The sequence below is a fragment of the Lottiidibacillus patelloidae genome (assembly GCF_002262935.1).
Classification (GTDB): domain Bacteria; phylum Bacillota; class Bacilli; order Bacillales; family SA5d-4; genus Lottiidibacillus; species Lottiidibacillus patelloidae.
Window position 1 is genome coordinate 105,285 of sequence record NZ_NPIA01000003.1, and the last position, 17,864, is coordinate 123,148.

Annotated in this window: 16 protein-coding genes; 12 read left to right on the forward strand and 4 right to left on the reverse strand. The window is 35.8% G+C overall.

Translation table 11 applies throughout. The annotated features are described in order from the left end of the window. Positions 1–112 precede the first annotated feature (112 nt). From CIB95_RS07015 to CIB95_RS07050, 7 genes are all read left to right on the forward strand, one after another. Positions 113–1,102 carry an ABC transporter ATP-binding protein gene (locus tag CIB95_RS07015; protein ID WP_094923667.1) on the forward strand — a complete coding sequence of 330 codons (990 nt, stop codon included), beginning with the start codon at positions 113–115 and terminating at the stop codon, positions 1,100–1,102. Continuing rightward, positions 1,095–2,087 (forward strand): ABC transporter ATP-binding protein, encoded by a 993-nt coding sequence (locus CIB95_RS07020; RefSeq protein WP_408607198.1) that lies wholly within the window; start codon positions 1,095–1,097, stop codon positions 2,085–2,087. Before CIB95_RS07015 ends, CIB95_RS07020 begins: the two co-directional genes overlap by 8 nt. A gap of 38 nt (positions 2,088–2,125) precedes the next feature. Further along, entirely contained in the window at positions 2,126–3,697 is a 1,572-nt protein-coding gene (locus CIB95_RS07025; protein WP_094923670.1) for an ABC transporter substrate-binding protein, read from the forward strand. 65 nt (positions 3,698–3,762) lie between these two features. Next, positions 3,763–4,767, forward strand: coding sequence for an ABC transporter permease (locus CIB95_RS07030; RefSeq protein ID WP_094923672.1), 1,005 nt, complete (start codon positions 3,763–3,765; stop codon positions 4,765–4,767). A 33-nt stretch (positions 4,768–4,800) separates the two neighbouring features. Continuing rightward, entirely contained in the window at positions 4,801–5,694 is an 894-nt protein-coding gene (gene nikC / locus CIB95_RS07035) for a nickel transporter permease (protein WP_094924206.1), read from the forward strand. Positions 5,695–5,792: 98 nt separating this feature from the next. Next, entirely contained in the window at positions 5,793–7,091 is a 1,299-nt protein-coding gene (locus CIB95_RS07040; RefSeq protein ID WP_233143954.1) for a C40 family peptidase, read from the forward strand. 184 nt (positions 7,092–7,275) lie between these two features. After that, positions 7,276–7,740, forward strand: a complete 465-nt coding sequence (locus CIB95_RS07050; protein WP_233143956.1) for a redoxin domain-containing protein — start codon at positions 7,276–7,278, stop codon at positions 7,738–7,740. Between the two features lie 24 nt (positions 7,741–7,764). Here the strand turns inward: CIB95_RS07050 and CIB95_RS07055 are convergent, their stop codons facing one another. Beyond that, the gene (locus CIB95_RS07055) at positions 7,765–7,962 is read right to left on the reverse strand and encodes a glutaredoxin domain-containing protein (protein ID WP_094923678.1); all 198 of its coding nucleotides are present in this window, start codon (positions 7,960–7,962) and stop codon (positions 7,765–7,767) included. A gap of 232 nt (positions 7,963–8,194) precedes the next feature. Between CIB95_RS07055 and hutP the strand changes: the two genes are divergently transcribed. The 5 genes from hutP to hutG all read left to right on the forward strand — a co-directional run bounded on the left by hutP (position 8,195) and on the right by hutG (position 14,153). After that, a complete protein-coding gene (gene hutP, locus CIB95_RS07060; protein ID WP_094923680.1) occupies positions 8,195–8,629 on the forward strand; it encodes a hut operon transcriptional regulator HutP in 435 nt (144 codons plus the stop codon). A 93-nt stretch (positions 8,630–8,722) separates the two neighbouring features. After that, on the forward strand, positions 8,723–10,264 hold the full coding sequence (gene hutH / locus CIB95_RS07065) for a histidine ammonia-lyase (RefSeq protein ID WP_094923682.1): 1,542 nt from the start codon (positions 8,723–8,725) through the stop codon (positions 10,262–10,264). Continuing rightward, positions 10,261–11,931 (forward strand): urocanate hydratase, encoded by a 1,671-nt coding sequence (hutU, locus tag CIB95_RS07070; RefSeq protein ID WP_094923684.1) that lies wholly within the window; start codon positions 10,261–10,263, stop codon positions 11,929–11,931. Before hutH ends, hutU begins: the two co-directional genes overlap by 4 nt. A gap of 10 nt (positions 11,932–11,941) precedes the next feature. Beyond that, positions 11,942–13,222 (forward strand): imidazolonepropionase, encoded by a 1,281-nt coding sequence (gene hutI, locus CIB95_RS07075; protein ID WP_094923685.1) that lies wholly within the window; start codon positions 11,942–11,944, stop codon positions 13,220–13,222. After that, complete coding sequence (gene hutG / locus CIB95_RS07080; RefSeq protein WP_094923687.1) at positions 13,200–14,153, forward strand: formimidoylglutamase; 954 nt, start codon at positions 13,200–13,202, stop codon at positions 14,151–14,153. The genes hutI and hutG overlap by 23 nt, the downstream gene beginning before the upstream one ends. A 553-nt stretch (positions 14,154–14,706) precedes the next feature. Here the strand turns inward: hutG and CIB95_RS07085 are convergent. The 3 genes from CIB95_RS07085 to CIB95_RS07095 are packed head-to-tail and all read right to left on the reverse strand — an operon-like array spanning position 14,707 to position 17,862. Next, positions 14,707–15,438 (reverse strand): ABC transporter ATP-binding protein, encoded by a 732-nt coding sequence (locus CIB95_RS07085; protein ID WP_094923689.1) that lies wholly within the window; start codon positions 15,436–15,438, stop codon positions 14,707–14,709. Then, on the reverse strand, positions 15,431–16,651 hold the full coding sequence (locus CIB95_RS07090; protein WP_094923691.1) for an ABC transporter permease: 1,221 nt from the start codon (positions 16,649–16,651) through the stop codon (positions 15,431–15,433). Before CIB95_RS07090 ends, CIB95_RS07085 begins: the two co-directional genes overlap by 8 nt. Next, a complete protein-coding gene (locus CIB95_RS07095) occupies positions 16,648–17,862 on the reverse strand; it encodes an ABC transporter permease (RefSeq protein WP_094923693.1) in 1,215 nt (404 codons plus the stop codon). Before CIB95_RS07095 ends, CIB95_RS07090 begins: the two co-directional genes overlap by 4 nt. Between the last annotated feature and the right edge of the window lie 2 nt (positions 17,863–17,864).

Genomic DNA, 17,864 nt, shown 5'->3' on the forward strand with positions numbered 1-17,864 from the left:
AAATTAACATAGCTGATATTTCAGCTATGTTTTTTTATTTAAAAAGAAGGAAAATTTAGATAATTAGTCTAATATACTGTTAATAGATTTTCTTTTGGAAGGGAATGACAAAATGACACATCTTCTTAATGTAAGGGAGCTAAGAACCTCTTTTTTTACTGATAAAGGTGAAATACCTGCAGTAGATAATGTTAGCTTTCAAATTAACGAAAGAGAAATTGTAGGAATAGTAGGGGAATCTGGCTGCGGAAAAAGTGTCACCTCTCTATCAATTATGGGATTGATTCCACAACCGCCTGGAAAGATTGTTGGTGGAGAAATTATATATAATGGAAAAGATTTAATACATAGCTCCGAAAACGAAATGCAGAAAATACGCGGGAACGAAATATCTATGATCTTTCAAGAACCGATGACCTCTTTGAATCCACTCTTCACGATAGGTGAGCAATTGATTGAAGCAATACTCATACATCAAGACATTTCCAAAAAAGAAGCTGCAACAAAAGCAATAAACATAATGAAAGAAGTAGGACTACCTCGAGCAGAACAACTAATGACGGAATATCCACATCAACTTTCTGGTGGAATGCGTCAGCGGATTGTTATTGCTATGGCTTTAACTTGTAATCCGAAATTAATCATTGCAGACGAGCCTACAACAGCTCTCGATGTAACAATACAAGCACAAATCTTAAATTTAATGAAAAAAATAAATGAAGAACGGAACACAGCAATCATGTTAATTACGCATGATTTAGGAGTAGTGGCAGAAGTTTGTGACCGAGTCATTGTTATGTATGCTGGCAAAGTTGTTGAGGAAGGAACAGTAAAAGAAATTTTTGCAAACCCACAACACCCATACACAAAAGGGCTATTACATTCCATTCCTCAACTAGATGTAAAAAAAGAAAAACTTTTTTCCATTAAGGGGCAAGTTCCAAAGCCTGGGTCAATTAAAGAAGGTTGTGCGTTTTATAAACGTTGTGAACAAGCGGTTAGTAAGTGTCATATCCTTAGCCCGCATTTAGTATCAACTTCCGCAAGTCACTCCGTTCGTTGTTGGTTGCTTGATGAAGAAGGGAGTAAAGCTTGTGAGTAAAAATGCATTACTAAAAGTAAATAATTTAAAAAAGTATTTTCCAGTCGAGGAAGGATTATTTTCCATTTCTTCAAATCCTGTAAAAGCAGTGGATGATATTTCATTTGAGATATATGAAGGTGAAACGTTTGGTTTAGTTGGGGAAAGTGGATGTGGCAAATCAACTACAGGTCGTACGTTAATGCGGTTAAGCGACCCTACTGATGGATCAATTGAATTTAAAGATCAAAATATCACATCATTACCTGAAAGGAAGTTAAGGAAGTTACGAAAACATATGCAAATGATCTTTCAAGACCCATTTGCATCATTGAACCCGAGGCACACCGTAGAAAAGATTTTAGAAGAACCTTTAATTGTGCATAAAATTGGTACGAAAAAAGAGAGAAAGAAAATGGTTCGTGAAATGCTTGAAGTTGTAGGTTTAAATGGAGATTATGCCAAACGTTACCCACACCAATTTAGTGGTGGTCAAAGGCAAAGAATTGGAATAGCAAGAGCTTTAATATTAAATCCAAACTTAATTGTAGCAGACGAACCCGTGTCTGCGTTGGACGTATCCATTCAGTCACAAATTTTAAATTTAATGAAAGATTTACAAAAAAAGTTTAACTTAACTTATTTGTTTATTGCTCATGATTTAAGTGTAGTTAGACATATTTGTGATCGAGTTGGCGTGATGTACTTAGGCGGATTAGTAGAAATGTCTGAAAGTGATAAAGTCTATGAAAATCCTAAACATCCATATACGAAAGCTTTATTGTCTGCCGTTCCTATTCCTAATCCTGAAGTGAAGAGGGAACGAATCCTTTTAACAGGTGATGTCCCTTCTCCAGCAAACCCTCCTAACGGGTGTGTATTCCATACTAGATGTTATGAGTGTATGGATATTTGTAAAGTTGAGAAACCGAAGTACCAAGAAGTTGAACCAGGTCATTACGTTGCTTGTCATCTTTTTAATGAAAAGGAACCAACTGACAAGTAACGAGTGATATAGATAAAAAACATAAGGGGGAATTAGTAATGTTAAGAAAAGGTTTAATTGCAACATTTAGTCTTTTGTTAGTATTGTCTATGGCATTAGCTGGTTGTAGTTCTAGCTCTTCGTCAGACGACATCCTTGTTTACGGACGAGGTGCAGATTCTAAGTCATTAGATGCTGCTGTAGTAACTGATGGGGAATCGATTAAAGTTACGAAGAACATTTATGACACTTTAGTTGATTATGGTGATGATAACACAGACATCCAAGCTGCATTAGCTACTAAATGGGATGTTTCTGACGACGCGTTAACGTATACATTTACTTTACGTGAAGGAGTTAAGTTCCATGATGGTACTGACTTTAATGCAGATGCTGTTGTATCTAACTTTAAACGTTGGATGAGCGGAGACGGCGAATATTACTACTACAAGTCAATGTTTGGTGGTTTTGAAGGGGATGCTGGTCACGTAATTAAAGAAGTGAAGGCACTTGATACATATCAAGTACAATTTACATTAACACGTCCGCAAGCTCCATTCTTAAAGAACTTAGCAATGCCTGTATTCGGAATTGCAAGTCCAACAGCAATTGAGAAACACGGTGATAAATATGGTGAAAACCCAGTAGGAACTGGTCCATTCAAATTTGTTGAATGGAAGCGTGGTGATACAATTACGTTAGAAAAGAACGAAGATTATTGGATGGAAGGATATCCTAAGTTAAGTAAAGTTATTTTCCAATCAATTCCAGATAATCAGTCGCGATTAAATGCATTATTAACAGGTGCAATTGACCTAATGGATGGCGTAAGTCCTAGTGATGTTGCGAAAATTGAAGGAGAAGCAGATTATCAAGTTTTTACTCGACCTTCAATGAACGTTGGTTATTTAGGACTTAACGTTGAAAAAGGACCTCTGAAAAACAAATTAGTACGTCAAGCGTTAAACCACGCTGTTGATAAACAAGCGATCATTGATGCGTTCTATGAAGGCCAAGCTGAGCCAGCAAAGAACCCACTACCGCCAATTATTGCAGGGTATAACGACGACATCGATCCATATCCATATGATTTAGAAAAGGCTAAGAAATTGTTAAAACAAGCTGGTTATGGCGATGGATTCACAATGGAATTATGGGCAATGCCAGTACCACGTCCTTACATGCCTGATGGGAAAAAAGTTGCTGAAGCAATCCAAGCATCTTTCGCAAAAATCGGAGTTAATGCTCGTATCAAGTCTTACGATTGGGCGACTTACTTAGATTTAGCACGTAAAGGTGAAGCAGATTCATTCTTATTAGGATGGACTGGAGATAATGGAGATGCAGATAACTTCCTTTATGTATTATTAGATAAAGATACAATCGACAGCAATAACTATGCTCGTTATTCAAGTGATAAAGTGCATGATTTATTAATTAAAGCTCAATCAACTCCAGATGAAGCAGAAAGAACTAAGCTTTATAAAGAAGCACAAGAAATAATTCATGAAGACGCACCTTGGATTCCGTTAGTTCACTCTAAACCAGCTCTAGGGGCACATAGTAAAGTACAAGGATTTACTCCACACCCTACAGGTTCTGATAAATTAACAAAAGTTTACTTTAAATAACATAAAGTCATTTTAGGACAGGAGAGGGAGAAATCTCCCTCTCTTTTCTTCACGGAGGGATACAGATGCTTTCCTATACAATTAGAAGAATTATGATGGTGTTACCAGTACTGTTAGGTATGACAGTTATTGTTTTCTTAATCGTTCATGCAATTCCAGGTAATCCGGCACAAGTAATGTTAGGCCAGCAAGCATCAAAAGAAGCTATTGAGCAATTAACAAAACAATTAGGTCTTGATCTTCCACTTCATATTCAATATTTGGATTATATTAAAAACCTAGTTACTGGTGACCTAGGAGTTTCTTTACATACAAAAAAAGAAATTGCCGAAGAAATTTGGCCTTATCTAGCTGCAACGATGGAACTATCGTTTGTGGCAATGATAATCGCAATAGTAATTGGAATGAACGCTGGTATAATCAGTGCTTGGTTTCAAAATACATGGTTTGATTACACTGCTATGATCTTTGCGTTGATTGGTGTTTCCATTCCAATTTTTTGGCTTGGATTAATGGAGCAATGGTTTTTTGCATTACAGCTAGACATTCTCCCTTCGTATGGAAGAGATAATGTCCGAAATCCTGTCGAAGCAATTACTCACTTTTATTTAATAGATACGTTAATTCAAGGCAGGATTGATCAGTTTGTGGATGTTGTTAGACATTTAATTCTCCCGAGCTTTGCACTAGCGACAATTCCAATGGCAATCATAGCAAGGATAACTAGGTCAAGTATGTTGGATGTATTAAGATCTGACTATATCCGTACAGCAAGAGCAAAAGGTGCAAAGATGAAAGTTGTTATTTATAAACACGCTTTAAAAAATGCACTTATTCCTGTCATTACGATAATCGGGTTACAAACAGGCTTATTATTAGGTGGGGCAATTTTAACAGAAACCATTTTTAGTTGGCCTGGAGTCGGTAGATATATTTATGAAGCAATCGGAACGCGCGACTTCCCAGTTATTCAATCGGGGATTTTAGTAGTTGCCACTATTTTTATAACAATAAATCTTTTAGTCGACTTACTTTACAGTTGGATTGACCCACGCATTAGATATCGTTAATTTTCAAGCTAGAGAGGAGGGCGTGTGTTGAGCATGTTACCAGAATTAAAAGAGAAACTTCCAGAAATAAAGCAAGAACCGCAAGTTGAAAGCCCATTTCAAGAATCATGGCGTGCAATGAGAAAGAATAAAATTGCTCTAGTCGGAATGACCATTATTATTTTCTTTGTAACGATTGCTTTATTAGCGGATGTTATTGCACCGCACGGAATTAATGATCAAGCATTTGAAAACAGATTAGAATCGCCATCTGCGAAGCATTGGTTTGGGACAGATGATTTTGGTAGAGATATTTTATCGAGAGTCATTTATGGTGCTAGAATTTCATTATGGGTTGGCTTTTTTTCCGTTTTAGGGTCAATTATTGTTGGAACGACTTTAGGAATTTTGGCAGGGTACTTTGGAAGATGGGTGGATACAATTATTTCAAGGTTATTTGATATCCTACTTGCTTTCCCTAGTATCTTGTTAGCAATTGCAATTGTAGCCGTTTTAGGACCGTCGTTACAAAATGCTTTAATTGCTATCGCGGTAATTAATATCCCAACCTTCGGACGGTTAGTTCGCTCAAAAGTACTTAGCTTAAAAGAAGAAGAATTCATTTTAGCAGCAAAATCACAAGGGATGGGACATTCAAGAATTATAGTTCACCACATTTTTCCCAACAGTATAGCTCCCATTATTGTTCAAGGAACATTAAGTATAGGTACTGCAATTATTGAAGCAGCTGCACTAGGGTTTTTAGGACTTGGCGCAGCACCGCCTGATCCTGAGTGGGGAATGATGTTAGCGGATGCGAAAACGTATATGCAACAAGCACCTTGGACTATGATATTTCCAGGGTTAGCGATCATGTTAACGGTATTAGGATTTAATTTAATGGGTGATGGATTACGTGATGCATTAGACCCAAGAATGAAAAGTTAAAATAATAAAGCTAAAATCAAAGCTACTTTCTATTTATTAGAAGTAGTTTTTTTTATTTCATAAAAGGTAATTTTGTGGAAAAGATAATATGGAGGTAGGTGAAAAAATTGGAATTTATTAAAGGGCATAAAATCGAAGGGGATTCAATAATTCTCTTTTTAGATGAAAACATGGCAGAATTCTCAAAGGAATTAGGAAGTTATCCTGATGACAATTTAACTTTTAATCAGAAAGTATCCTCTTACATTAAGGAATGTTTTCCAAATCTGAAAGTAAATACAGTTAAGGTGATGGTTGGAGGTATCTTAATTTCGACATTACCTTTTACAGGTGTGTTTAATAGTACTTCTGTAGAAGCAGCGGCAACGAGTGCAAGTACGTATACAGTTCAATCTGGGGATAGTTTGTATCGTATTGCAAACGAATTTAACACAAGTGTTGCTGAAATTAAAAATGCCAATAATTTATCTTCTGATTTAATAAGGATTGGTCAAACGTTACAAGTTCCATCAACAGTAAATGCAAGTAACTATGTAGTTCAAAGTGGTGATTCATTATCAGTGATTGCCCAGAGAAATGATACAACAGTGTCTGCAATCAAAAGTGTGAATGGATTAACTAGTGATACGATTTATGTAGGACAAACATTAGAAATACCTTCAGCTGCCACAATAGCTAATAGTAATTATGTAGTGCAATCAGGAGACTCTCTTTCAGTGATAGCTAGTAAGTATGGAACAACGGTTCAACAAATTAAATCAGCCAATGGGTTAAGTTCAGATGTGATTTATGTTGGTCAAACATTAAAAGTCCCTTCTGGAGCGGAAAGTGCTGAAGTGCAATCAACAACATACAATGTTGTTTCTGGCGATTCGTTATCAGAGATAGCTAACCGTTTTAATGTAAGTGTAAGTCAGATTAAAGCAACAAATGGACTATCATCAGATGTGATTTATGTCGGCCAGACTTTAAAGATACCGGGAAGTTCTTCAGCACCATCAGTTGTAGAACAGTCAGACCGGATAAATGTTATTAACAATTTACTTACTGACGCGAATAATTATATCGGTACTCCATATGTTTGGGGTGGTTCTACACCTTCTGGTTTCGATTGTTCTGGGTTTGTTTATTTTATGCAAAATAAGCACGGCATTGATATTCCTAGAACGACTTCAGGAAATTTATATAAAATGGGAACACCCGTTAGTTATGGAGACTTGCAACCAGGTGACTTAGTTTTCTTTGGAGTTAATGAACCTGGAGTAGTATCACATGTTGGCTTCTATCAAGGAGATGGCAACTTTATTTCAGCTACTTCTTCAAAAGGTATTGCCTCAGTATCTATGGACAATTCCTACTGGTCTCAATATTACATGGGGGCAAAAAGAGTGTACTAAGTCGACGATGTTTACACGCAGACTTAGTATTTTATTTACATATACTTAGGATTCCAATCGTTCAATATCGTTTTTAATCAGATAAACCCAAATGTCGTTATTTAAGTCCCGAGCTTTTAACTATCGCATATAGTGGCATTGTACAAGTAACTGTACTTTTAATAAATGAAAAGGAGGTAAAATTATGGAGGCAAAAGTAGGAAGTGAAGCACCTCTATTTGAGCTATCATCTACTTTAACAAAAGAAAAACTTAAACTTGAAGATTATAGAAATAAGAAAAATGTGTTAGTAGCATTTTATCCGTTAGACTTTACACCTGGATGAATAAAAGAAATAACCTCTTGGAAAGAGGATTATCAGAAGTTTGAGTCCTTAAATTGTGAAGTAATTGCGATCAGTGTTGACCACATTTATGCTCATAACGTTTTTGCGGCAAGCTTAGGAACATTGCCATATCCACTTTGTTCTGATTGGCATAAAAATACATGCCAGTCATATGGAGTATTTGATGAAAAAAACTTAGTAGCAAAACGCTCTGTTTTTATTATAGACATGAACGGAATTATTCGTTATAAAAATGAAGATTTCGATGCGAATGATAAAAATCATTATGATTTAGTGTTTTCTGAGTTAAGGAAATTAAATTAAAAAATGATGGCCTTAATATGGCCATCATTTATCTCCAAATAAATTTTCTAATTCACGTGCAGTTTCTTTGGAAAACCCTCTTAATACCTTATCTTTATACACAATAGTGGGTGTAGACATTGCTTCATAAGTAAAAACCATCTTATCTCGAGCTGCTGTATCAGTACTTACATCATACTCTACATAAGAAACGTTATGATGTGAAAGAAACTCTTTCACGATATTACAAGGTGGTCATGAAGGTTGAGTAAATAGAATTAATTGTTCAGTAGTCATTTTATTACCTCGCTTTTATTAAATGTGTATCCCTTATAATATAGCATATTGTCTATTTTTAAAATAAAGAAGTATTAGAAAAATGTGGTTATTATCATTGACGTAAAAGATAAAAAAGGTTTACAATAAATTTAGTTATTAGTTTATTTAGAAAATTTCGTAAAAAGTGAGTGCAGCTATGCTAAAAGTAGAAAAGCAAAGAATTGGAAAAAATGCTGTCATGTTAGCCTTGTTAGAAGAAGGTGAAGAATTTAACTTACCTGGGAATTGGCAAAGTTGCCGAGGAAAAGTAGGTTCGATGGATTCTCATAAAGTGGTAGCAGCTATCGAGACAGCAGCAAAGAAAAATGGCATTATTAAGACAGATGTTTATCGTGAATCACATGCGCTATATCATGCCATTATGGAAGCTTTGCATGGTGTTACACGTGGGCAAGTACAGTTAGGCGATGTGTTGCGAACAGTTGGATTACGTTTTGCTGTCGTTCGTGGTAATCCCTATGAAAATGAGCAAGAGGGTGACTGGGTTGCTGTAGCATTATATGGCACTATTGGAGCTCCGGTTAAAGGTCTTGAGCATGAAACGCTCGGATTAGGAATTAATCATATGTAAATGAGCCTATTAGTTATTAGTTAATAGAAGGCGATATGAACGCTTATTTGTTCATGTTGTCTTTTTTTTATTCTCAAAAAAGCAGGTGGGAAGATGGGATTAACGTTAAAAGGTAATAATTTAACTTTGAAAAATGTTGAAAAAGTATTGTATGAATTTTGCTTTGTTGAAGCGTGTGACGAAAGCATGAAGGCTGTTAAAAAAAGTAGAGCAGAAGTTGAGCGAATCGTTTCAGAAGAAGAAGTCGTTTACGGTATTACGACTGGTTTTGGTAAATTTAGTGATGTTTTCATTGCAGGGAAAGATGTGGAGGAACTCCAATTAAACTTAATCCATTCTCACGCATGTGGTATCGGGGAACCATTTCCTGAAGTCGTAAGTCGAGCAATGCTTTTATTACGAGCAAATGCACTAATCAAGGGTTTTTCAGGGGTAAGGCCAATTGTCATAGAAACATTACTTGATCTATTAAATGCGAAAATTCATCCTGTTATTCCACAGCAAGGTTCATTAGGTGCAAGTGGTGACTTAGCACCATTATCACATTTAGTACTCGGGTTGCTAGGTGAGGGGAAAGTATTTTACCGTGGGGAAATTGTAGATGCCAAGGATGCTTTAGCTATGGAAGGTATTTCACCAATTACGCTTACAGCTAAAGAGGGGCTTGCCTTAATAAATGGCACGCAAGCAATGACAGCAATGGGTATTGTTAGTTTCATAGAGGCTGAAAAACTAGCTTATCAATCGGAATTAATTGCAGCAATGACGATAGAAGGCTTGCAAGGCATTATTGATGCATTTACAGATGAAATTCATCAAGCAAGAGGGTATGTTGAGCAAATCCAAGTAGCAGAAAGAATTAGGGAATATTTAAAAACTAGTAAATTAATTACGATACAAGGGGAAATAAGAGTACAAGATGCATATTCTTTAAGATGTATCCCACAAGTACATGGTGCAGTATGGCAAGCTTTAAATTATGTGAAAGAAAAATTAGAGATCGAGATGAATGCAGCTACTGATAACCCGCTAATTTTTACGAAACAGGGAAAAATTGTATCAGGTGGGAACTTTCACGGTCAACCAATTGCATTTGCGATGGATTTTCTTGGGATCGCAATGGCAGAACTCGCAAATATTTCGGAACGAAGAATTGAAAGACTAGTAAATCCGCAATTGAATGATTTACCACCATTTTTAAGCCCACAACCTGGCTTGCAATCTGGAGCAATGATTATGCAATATGCTGCCGCTTCACTAGTTTCAGAAAATAAGACACTTGCACATCCAGCTAGTGTGGATTCAATTCCATCATCAGCTAATCAAGAGGACCACGTTAGCATGGGGACAATCGGCTCAAGGCATGCCTATCAAATAGTCACAAATGTCCGTAATGTGCTAGCAATAGAAGCAATATGTGCGATGCAAGCAGTAGAGTATCGTGGTGTTTCCAAAATGTCAGATATCACTAGAAGCATGTATGAAAAGGGTAGAAAACATGTTCCTTCAATAATAAAAGACCGAATTTTTTCAACTGATATTCATACTATGAGTGAATGGCTTAAATCGGAAAAAGAATTATTAAGTTCGCATAAAGATAATATGAAACAAGTATTAGGGGAGGAATCTAAATGAAAGATTTAAAGAGAACTGTAAAAGCTAATCATGGATCAGATTTACAATGTAAAGGGTGGGAGCAAGAAGCCGCTCTTCGCATGTTACATAACAATCTCGATCCTGAAGTAGCTGAAAAGCCAGAAGAATTAGTTGTGTATGGTGGGATTGGCAAAGCTGCGAGAAATTGGGAAGCTTTCGAAGCAATTGAACAGACGTTAAAAGACTTGGAAAACGATGAGACGATGCTAGTACAGTCGGGTAAACCGGTCGGAGTATTTAAAACACACAAACATGCGCCGCGTGTTCTTCTATCAAATTCTGTTTTAGTCCCTGAATGGGCAAACTGGGACCATTTTCATGAACTCGATAAGGCTGGACTTATGATGTATGGTCAAATGACAGCTGGAAGCTGGATTTACATTGGAACACAAGGTATCTTACAAGGAACATATGAGACTTTTGCGGCTATTGCTAACAAGCATTACGGTGGCTCTCTAAAAGGAACAATAACTTTAACTGCAGGTTTAGGTGGAATGGGTGGAGCTCAGCCTTTAGCTGTTACAATGAACGGCGGGGTGGTTATTGCTGTAGAAGTCGATAGATCGAGAATTGAAAAGAGAATAGAAACAAAATATTGTGATGTGATGACTGATTCGATTGATGAAGCAATTTCAAAAGCAATACAAGCAAAAGTAAATAAAGAACCATTATCAATAGGTTTAATTGGTAACGCCGCAGAAATACACCATGAATTATTAAAGCGTAATGTTGAAATTGACATTGTTACCGATCAAACTTCTGCTCACGATCCTTTAAACGGGTATGTGCCAATTGGATATAGTGTAAATGAAGCTGATAAGTTAAGAAATAGTAACCCAGTACAATATGTGAAACTTGCAAAAGAAAGCATGGCAAAGCATGTCGAAGCAATGCTAGCATTCCAACAAAATGGTTCAATTGTATTTGATTACGGTAATAACATCCGTCAAGTAGCGAAAGATGAAGGAATTGCAAATGCATTCGACTTCCCAGGTTTCGTGCCAGCGTATATTAGACCATTATTTTGTGAAGGAAAAGGGCCATTTCGTTGGGCTGCATTATCAGGAGATCCAGCCGATATTCATCGCACAGATAGATTGATAAAAGAACTATTCCCAGAAAACGAACCATTAAATCGCTGGATTGATATGGCTCAAGAGAAAATTGCCTTTCAAGGATTACCGTCACGCATTTGTTGGCTAGGGTATGGTGAACGAGTGAAAATGGGTCTTGCAATAAATGAATTAGTTCGTACAGGAGAATTAAAAGCACCAATTGTTATTGGCCGTGACCATTTAGATTGCGGTTCTGTAGCTTCACCAAACAGGGAAACTGAAGCTATGAAAGATGGCAGTGATGCAGTTGGTGATTGGGCTATCTTAAATGCGTTAATTAATACAGCAGCAGGTGGAAGTTGGATATCGTTCCATCATGGTGGAGGTGTAGGAATGGGGTACTCCCTACATGCAGGAATGGTTGCTGTTGCAGACGGTACAGATTTAGCGAAAGAGCGATTAGAAAGAGTCTTAACAACAGATCCTGGTATGGGAGTTATTCGTCATGTTGACGCTGGATATGAAAAAGCGATAAACGTTGCAAAGGATAAAGGAATTAAGGTTCCAATGCTAAGTAATGACAAGGAGTGAAAACATTTACATGAATAAAACAGTAGACATACTTTTAACAAATATAGGGCAATTATTACTAATGGAAAAGCTTGATTCACCTAAAAAAGGGAATGAAATGCAACAACTATCATATTTGGAAAATGCCGCTCTAGGTATCACAGGCAATGAGATTTCATTTATTGGAACAATAGAAGAAGCAAAAGAAATAAAGACTAATTATTTAATAGATTGTGAGGGGAAAATAGTATCTCCTGGACTTGTCGATCCGCATACTCACGTCGTTTTTGGCGGTTCCAGAGAGCATGAACTTGCTCTTAAACAACAAGGTGTGCCTTACTTAGAAATTTTAAAACAGGGGGGAGGTATTCTTTCCACTGTTAGAGCTACACGAGAAATTTCAGAAGAAGATCTGTACAAAAAAGCTAAATTTCATTTAGACCGAATGCTTTCCTATGGCATTACTACTGTCGAAGGGAAAAGTGGCTACGGACTTGATAAAGAGACAGAATTAAAGCAACTAAGAGTACTAAAAAAGCTAAACCAAAGACATGAAATGGATATCGTTTCAACATTTTTAGGTGCCCATGCGATACCAGCAAATTATAAAGAAAATCCTGACGCGTTTTTAGATGAAATGTTAGCAATGCTACCACAAATTAAAGAAGAAAATTTAGCAACATACGTTGATATTTTTTGCGAAACAGGTGTGTTTACAGTCGAACAATCGAAGCGTTTTATGCTAGCAGCTAAAGATGCAGGTTTTGATGTGAAAATTCATGCTGATGAAATTGATTCACTAGGTGGAACGGAATTAGCTGGAGAAGTAAAGGCAATTTCAGCAGAACATTTAGTAGGCGCTTCTGATCGAGGGATAAAAGCGCTTGCCGAAGCGGGAACAATTGCCGTGTTATTACCTGGTACGACGTTTTATCTTGGAAAAGAAAAATATGCTCGTGCAAGGACAATGATTGAAGAAGGCGTAGCAGTAACTATCTCTACTGATTTTAATCCAGGAAGTTGTGTGACAGAGAACATTCAAATGATCATGTCACTAGCTGCTCTTAAACTTAAAATGACTCCGGAAGAGATTTGGAATGCAGTGACAATAAACGCTGCACACGCAATTGGAAAAGAAGATGAGGCTGGCTACCTTGCTTTAGGTGGAAATGCAGATGTAGTCATTTGGGATGCACCCAATTACAAATACATCCCTTATCATTATGGGGTAAACCATGCAAACACAGTTATAAAAAATGGAAAAGTGGTATTTGAAAGGGTGAAGCGCGTTGAACAAATTTCCTCACCTTAACCCACATGGAACTCCAGCTTTTAAAGATAGTCAATTATCAAAAGTAACTGAATTAATTCGATCTTGGGATGGAAAAGAAACAGTATCAAATTTTGGTTTACTAGGGTTGCCTTTATCAAAGCCTTCGATTAGCCATTCAGGGGCTTGTTTTGCACCAACGATAATAAGAAAAGCTCTGCAAAGCTATTCTACGTATGCAATTGAAGAAGATGTTGACTTAAACAACACGATAACTGACTTTGGTGATGTTGCCATGCATGTTACTAGTGTTGCAGAATCAAATAAGAGAATAAAAGATGCGCTATCAAGTATATTAAGCACACATAATTCGATGATACCAATTATATTGGGAGGAGATCACTCTGTAACGGCCCCTAGTGTGGATGCTTTTTCTAAAGTAAAGGGAAACATAGGAATTATTCAATTTGATGCCCATCATGACCTTCGTAATTTAGATGACGGAGGTCCATCAAACGGTACACCATTTCGCCAATTAATAGAAGGTGGTCATTTGAAAGGGAAACATTTACTGCAAATTGGTATTAGGAATTTTTCTAATAGTCGGAATTACTTTGATTATGCGAAAGAAAATGAAGTTACAGTGTTAACGATGCAACAAGTAAATGAATTATCGCTCAAAAATGTAATAAACGATTGGCTTCGTAACGTGAAGAGTGAAGTTGATGCGATATATGTATCAGTTGATATGGACGTTTTAGACCAAGCTTATGCACCTGGCTGTCCTGCAATTGGACCTGGTGGAATGACAAGTGAAACGTTACTGGATGCAATACGTCACTTAGGAACGCTCGAGGAAGTGCAAGCTATCGATATTGTAGAAATTGACCCAACATTAGATTTCCGTGATATGACTAGTAAAGTTGCAGCACACGTAATTTTAAATTTTTTACTTGGCAAACAAAAGAAATAAATTCTACAAAGAACAACCCTACTTGCGATATTGGAAGTAGGGTTGTTTTAAAGTTTGTGGTTATACGGCGCTAAAGGGTCGCTTCAGCTTTTCTTTTACTGTCTAGCTTCAGCAATCAACGTCTAGAAAACTTCACACTCTTCATTTCGATAAGTCTACATCGAATAGCTTCACTATTCGTGTTTCCTTTATCTCAAACAAAGTGCTCCAGAATTTATGGCGCTAAGCGGGAGCTTCAGCTTTTCTTATTTGATCTAGCTTCAGCTCCCAACGCCTACAATTCTTCACACTTTTTATTTACGATAAGTCAACATCAACTCGAACTTCTCGTTGTGTTTCCTTTATCTCAAACAAAGTGCTCCAGAATTTATAGCGCTAAGCGGGAGCTTCAGCTTTTCTTATCTGATCTAGCTTCAACTTTCAGCACCTAGTTAACTTCACACTTCTCAACTACGATAAGTCAACTTCAATGCTAAAGCATTGAGTTTCCTTTATCTCGTCTTGAAGTGTTCCAGTTCATACGGCGCTAAACGAAAGTTTCAGCTTTTCTTATTTACCATTGGCCAAGCTTAGATAATACGGCAGTAAAGGAATCGTCATCCATTAAATGGCCTTTTTCTCTAGCAGCATTAACAAGTTCTTTTTGTAGGCCGTGATATTTTATCTGCCCACCATTCAATATAACAATTTCATCACAAAGCTTTTCTACTTCGTAAGCATCATGACTAGAGTAAATAATAGTTTTTCCTTCATTTTTTAATTTTTGTATAAACGTTATTATTTCTAATTTCGATTGTATATCTATTCCTACTGTTGGCTCATCCATTATTATTAATTCAGGATTATGCATTAAAGCTACAGCAATATTCAATTTCCGCTTCATCCCACCAGAGAGTTGCTCTACTTTTACTGGTAACATTTCAGCGAGACCGACAGTTGTGATTATTTCATTTATTTTATCATCAGATATTTTTGTTGCAGATAAAGTTGACCAAAAAGCAATATTGTCTGCTACAGATAACGTATGATAGAGAGCGAGATCTTGTGGAACATAACCTATTTTTTCGTAAAATCCTTTTTTAATTTCTTTTACGGATTGCCCGTGAAAGAAAACTTCTCCTGAAGATGGCTTTAATATATTTGCAATAATTTTCATTAAAGTAGACTTCCCAGCTCCATTTGGACCGACTAGCCCTACAATGACTCCACTAGAGATATTTAAAGAAACCCCATTTAATACTTCCTTCTGTTTATATTTCTTTTTAATATTCCTTAATTCAATCATGCTTTACCTCCAATGAAAAAAACGTAACAATAGTAAATATCAAGCAAATAGATGTAAGAACAACAGTCGGTAGTAGATAAACTTCAAAACTTTGGTTTGCTAGGATGTTTCTAATAATCGAAAGGTACCAATGTTGTGGTGTGAAATATGCTAAACTAGCAAATCTATTAGATAGATCAGATAGCTTAAAAAAGGTACCACCAAATATTGTGAAACTTATCGCTAGTAGAACCATCATTAGATGGTAAAGCTTTAATGACCTTAATAAAGTAGTTATACATAAACTAATCGTAATAAAGCAAAAAATGTAAAGTAATGAAGCTAGAATGATTTTTATGAAAATATGTATTTGAATCTGATATGCAAGTAATAAATAAATAGATACTGGCGCTAATAATAAAAACGAAATTAATAATAGTGTTATGGCGCATATTAAGAAATAAGTTTGAGGTTTTATGGCTGTAAATGTTAGACGTAATAGCGTACCATTATTTTTTTCATTAATTAATGATTGATTTTGGATAAAGACATATAACATTAACATAGTAGAAAGCAATCCTACAATAAAAACTAGTTTGTTAGTTGAGTTGTTGTGTGAGATTACTTCTAAATCTTGTTTCGAATACGCCCCAATCTCTTCGTAATCCATTGTAAGTAATGGGACTGGTTCCCATTGCTGATCCGTATTTTCCCAAGCATCCTGCCAAAGTTCCTCGTATGTGTTTAGTTCATATTGTTCGTATTTAGCTATAACATATTCTGCACTTGCAACGTTAGTTGAAAGGCGATTTACTTCACTTGCAACAATTTCATTAACAAGCCCAACACTTATAGCTGATGGTCCTCTAATTAACGAGACTAAATTTTCGTTATTTCCATTTTCTAAGTTATCCATAAATCCCTTTTTGAAAGTATAGATAGCTTCAATTTCATCCGCCTTAATCAATTCCAGTGCGCTGTCTTTAGTCCCTTTTTCAATAATGTTTAAAGAGGGTTTATTTTCAAGTCGGTTTACAACAAGTTCAGAGTACTCCGTCTGATCTAAATCAACGATGGCTATTGGAATTTTTGTAATAGTACTGTCTTGCACAGTAATCACATAAGCAATAATTAATGCCAAGCAAGCAAAGCTAATTAAAAGTAAAAGTTGTCTCCAAGTAGAAACTAATATTTTAAAGCGGTGAGTCAGTATAGCTAATAAGGTATTTTTCATAATCGTCGCATCCTTAACTTAGAGATGGCTAATGACATAATTATCATTACGAGAGAAAATAACATTAATTTGAAACTACTAGATATAACTTCTAGTGTGTCACTAATAAATAAAGAGTTTAATAGCGCTGAGTGTGCCCATGTATTAATCGAAATATTACTAAAGAAGTTAATACTATTCGGTAACAAAGTTAACGGGATAAGACTTCCCCCAGCATAGCTCATAAATGTATACGTAAAAAGTGCTATTAATGATGTGATTAATGCATTTAAACGTAATGATATAAAAAATGTGTTTAGTGCACTAATGGTAATAATAGTAATTAGCAAAACAAGGACGGCTATGAATAAATCCTCAATCATAAATTGGTCTACAAATAAGAAGAACATCATTACAATTATTATAGTTTGTATAAACATTATCGTTAACACAGTAAAAAACTTTGCAAATAACCAAGACGAAATTCCGACTCCAAAGGTGATTAATCGATTATTTATTGTTTTACTTTCCTTCGTTGAAATAATTATGATTGAAAATAAGCTTATGATATAAAGGATTAAGATAATTGTTGCACTAGAATAATATTGCATCGTAGTAAAATAAGGGAAGACTTCAAATTTTTCTTCCTCATACACTTCATGTCTATTGAGTGAGTGGAATGTAAAATGAACGATTGCTTCTTTTATTGTTGCTTTCATTTCCTTATTAGAAATCTCTTCATTTAGATAATAGTAAGCGGTGTTTACGCCACTTTGTGCTGCTGTTATTAAATTTAAAGCACCCATCATCATTTCCTTAAACAAAGAAGACTGGAGGGGACGTTGATAATTTCCGATTACTTTTAAAGGGTAATTTTCCCCATTCCTTAAGGATGAACTAAACCCTTCGGGGACAACAACAATTGAAGCAATTTTATTTTCCTTTAATAATTTTGTTGCTTCTTTTTCGGAGACATTTATAAATGAAACGATTTCAGAAAAATCATCAGATGATTCAAATTGTTCAATTATTGATCTAGAAGTTTTCGTATCATCAATGTTTACTATTGCGACATCAAATCGTTCGATAATATTGTTTGAAGTTAATAAAGGCTGTAAGCCGTAGGATAGTAGCGCCAACAACAATAGTGGTGCGACAAGCATAAATAAAAATGTAACAGGAGATTTTAATATTTTTTTTATTTCGAAAAGATATAATGTCTTCATTTTCATAA

Coding starts and splice junctions, on each gene's coding strand:
- CIB95_RS07095 (WP_094923693.1), bottom strand. CDS start 17,862: ATGAAAATGAAGACATTATATCTTTTCGAAATAAAAAAAATATTAAAA.
- hutI (WP_094923685.1), top strand. CDS start 11,942: ATGAATAAAACAGTAGACATACTTTTAACAAATATAGGGCAATTATTA.
- hutP (WP_094923680.1), top strand. CDS start 8,195: ATGCTAAAAGTAGAAAAGCAAAGAATTGGAAAAAATGCTGTCATGTTA.
- nikC (WP_094924206.1), top strand. CDS start 4,801: ATGTTACCAGAATTAAAAGAGAAACTTCCAGAAATAAAGCAAGAACCG.
- CIB95_RS07030 (WP_094923672.1), top strand. CDS start 3,763: ATGCTTTCCTATACAATTAGAAGAATTATGATGGTGTTACCAGTACTG.
- hutH (WP_094923682.1), top strand. CDS start 8,723: ATGGGATTAACGTTAAAAGGTAATAATTTAACTTTGAAAAATGTTGAA.
- hutU (WP_094923684.1), top strand. CDS start 10,261: ATGAAAGATTTAAAGAGAACTGTAAAAGCTAATCATGGATCAGATTTA.
- CIB95_RS07025 (WP_094923670.1), top strand. CDS start 2,126: ATGTTAAGAAAAGGTTTAATTGCAACATTTAGTCTTTTGTTAGTATTG.
- CIB95_RS07085 (WP_094923689.1), bottom strand. CDS start 15,438: ATGATTGAATTAAGGAATATTAAAAAGAAATATAAACAGAAGGAAGTA.
- CIB95_RS07015 (WP_094923667.1), top strand. CDS start 113: ATGACACATCTTCTTAATGTAAGGGAGCTAAGAACCTCTTTTTTTACT.
- CIB95_RS07090 (WP_094923691.1), bottom strand. CDS start 16,651: ATGAAAAATACCTTATTAGCTATACTGACTCACCGCTTTAAAATATTA.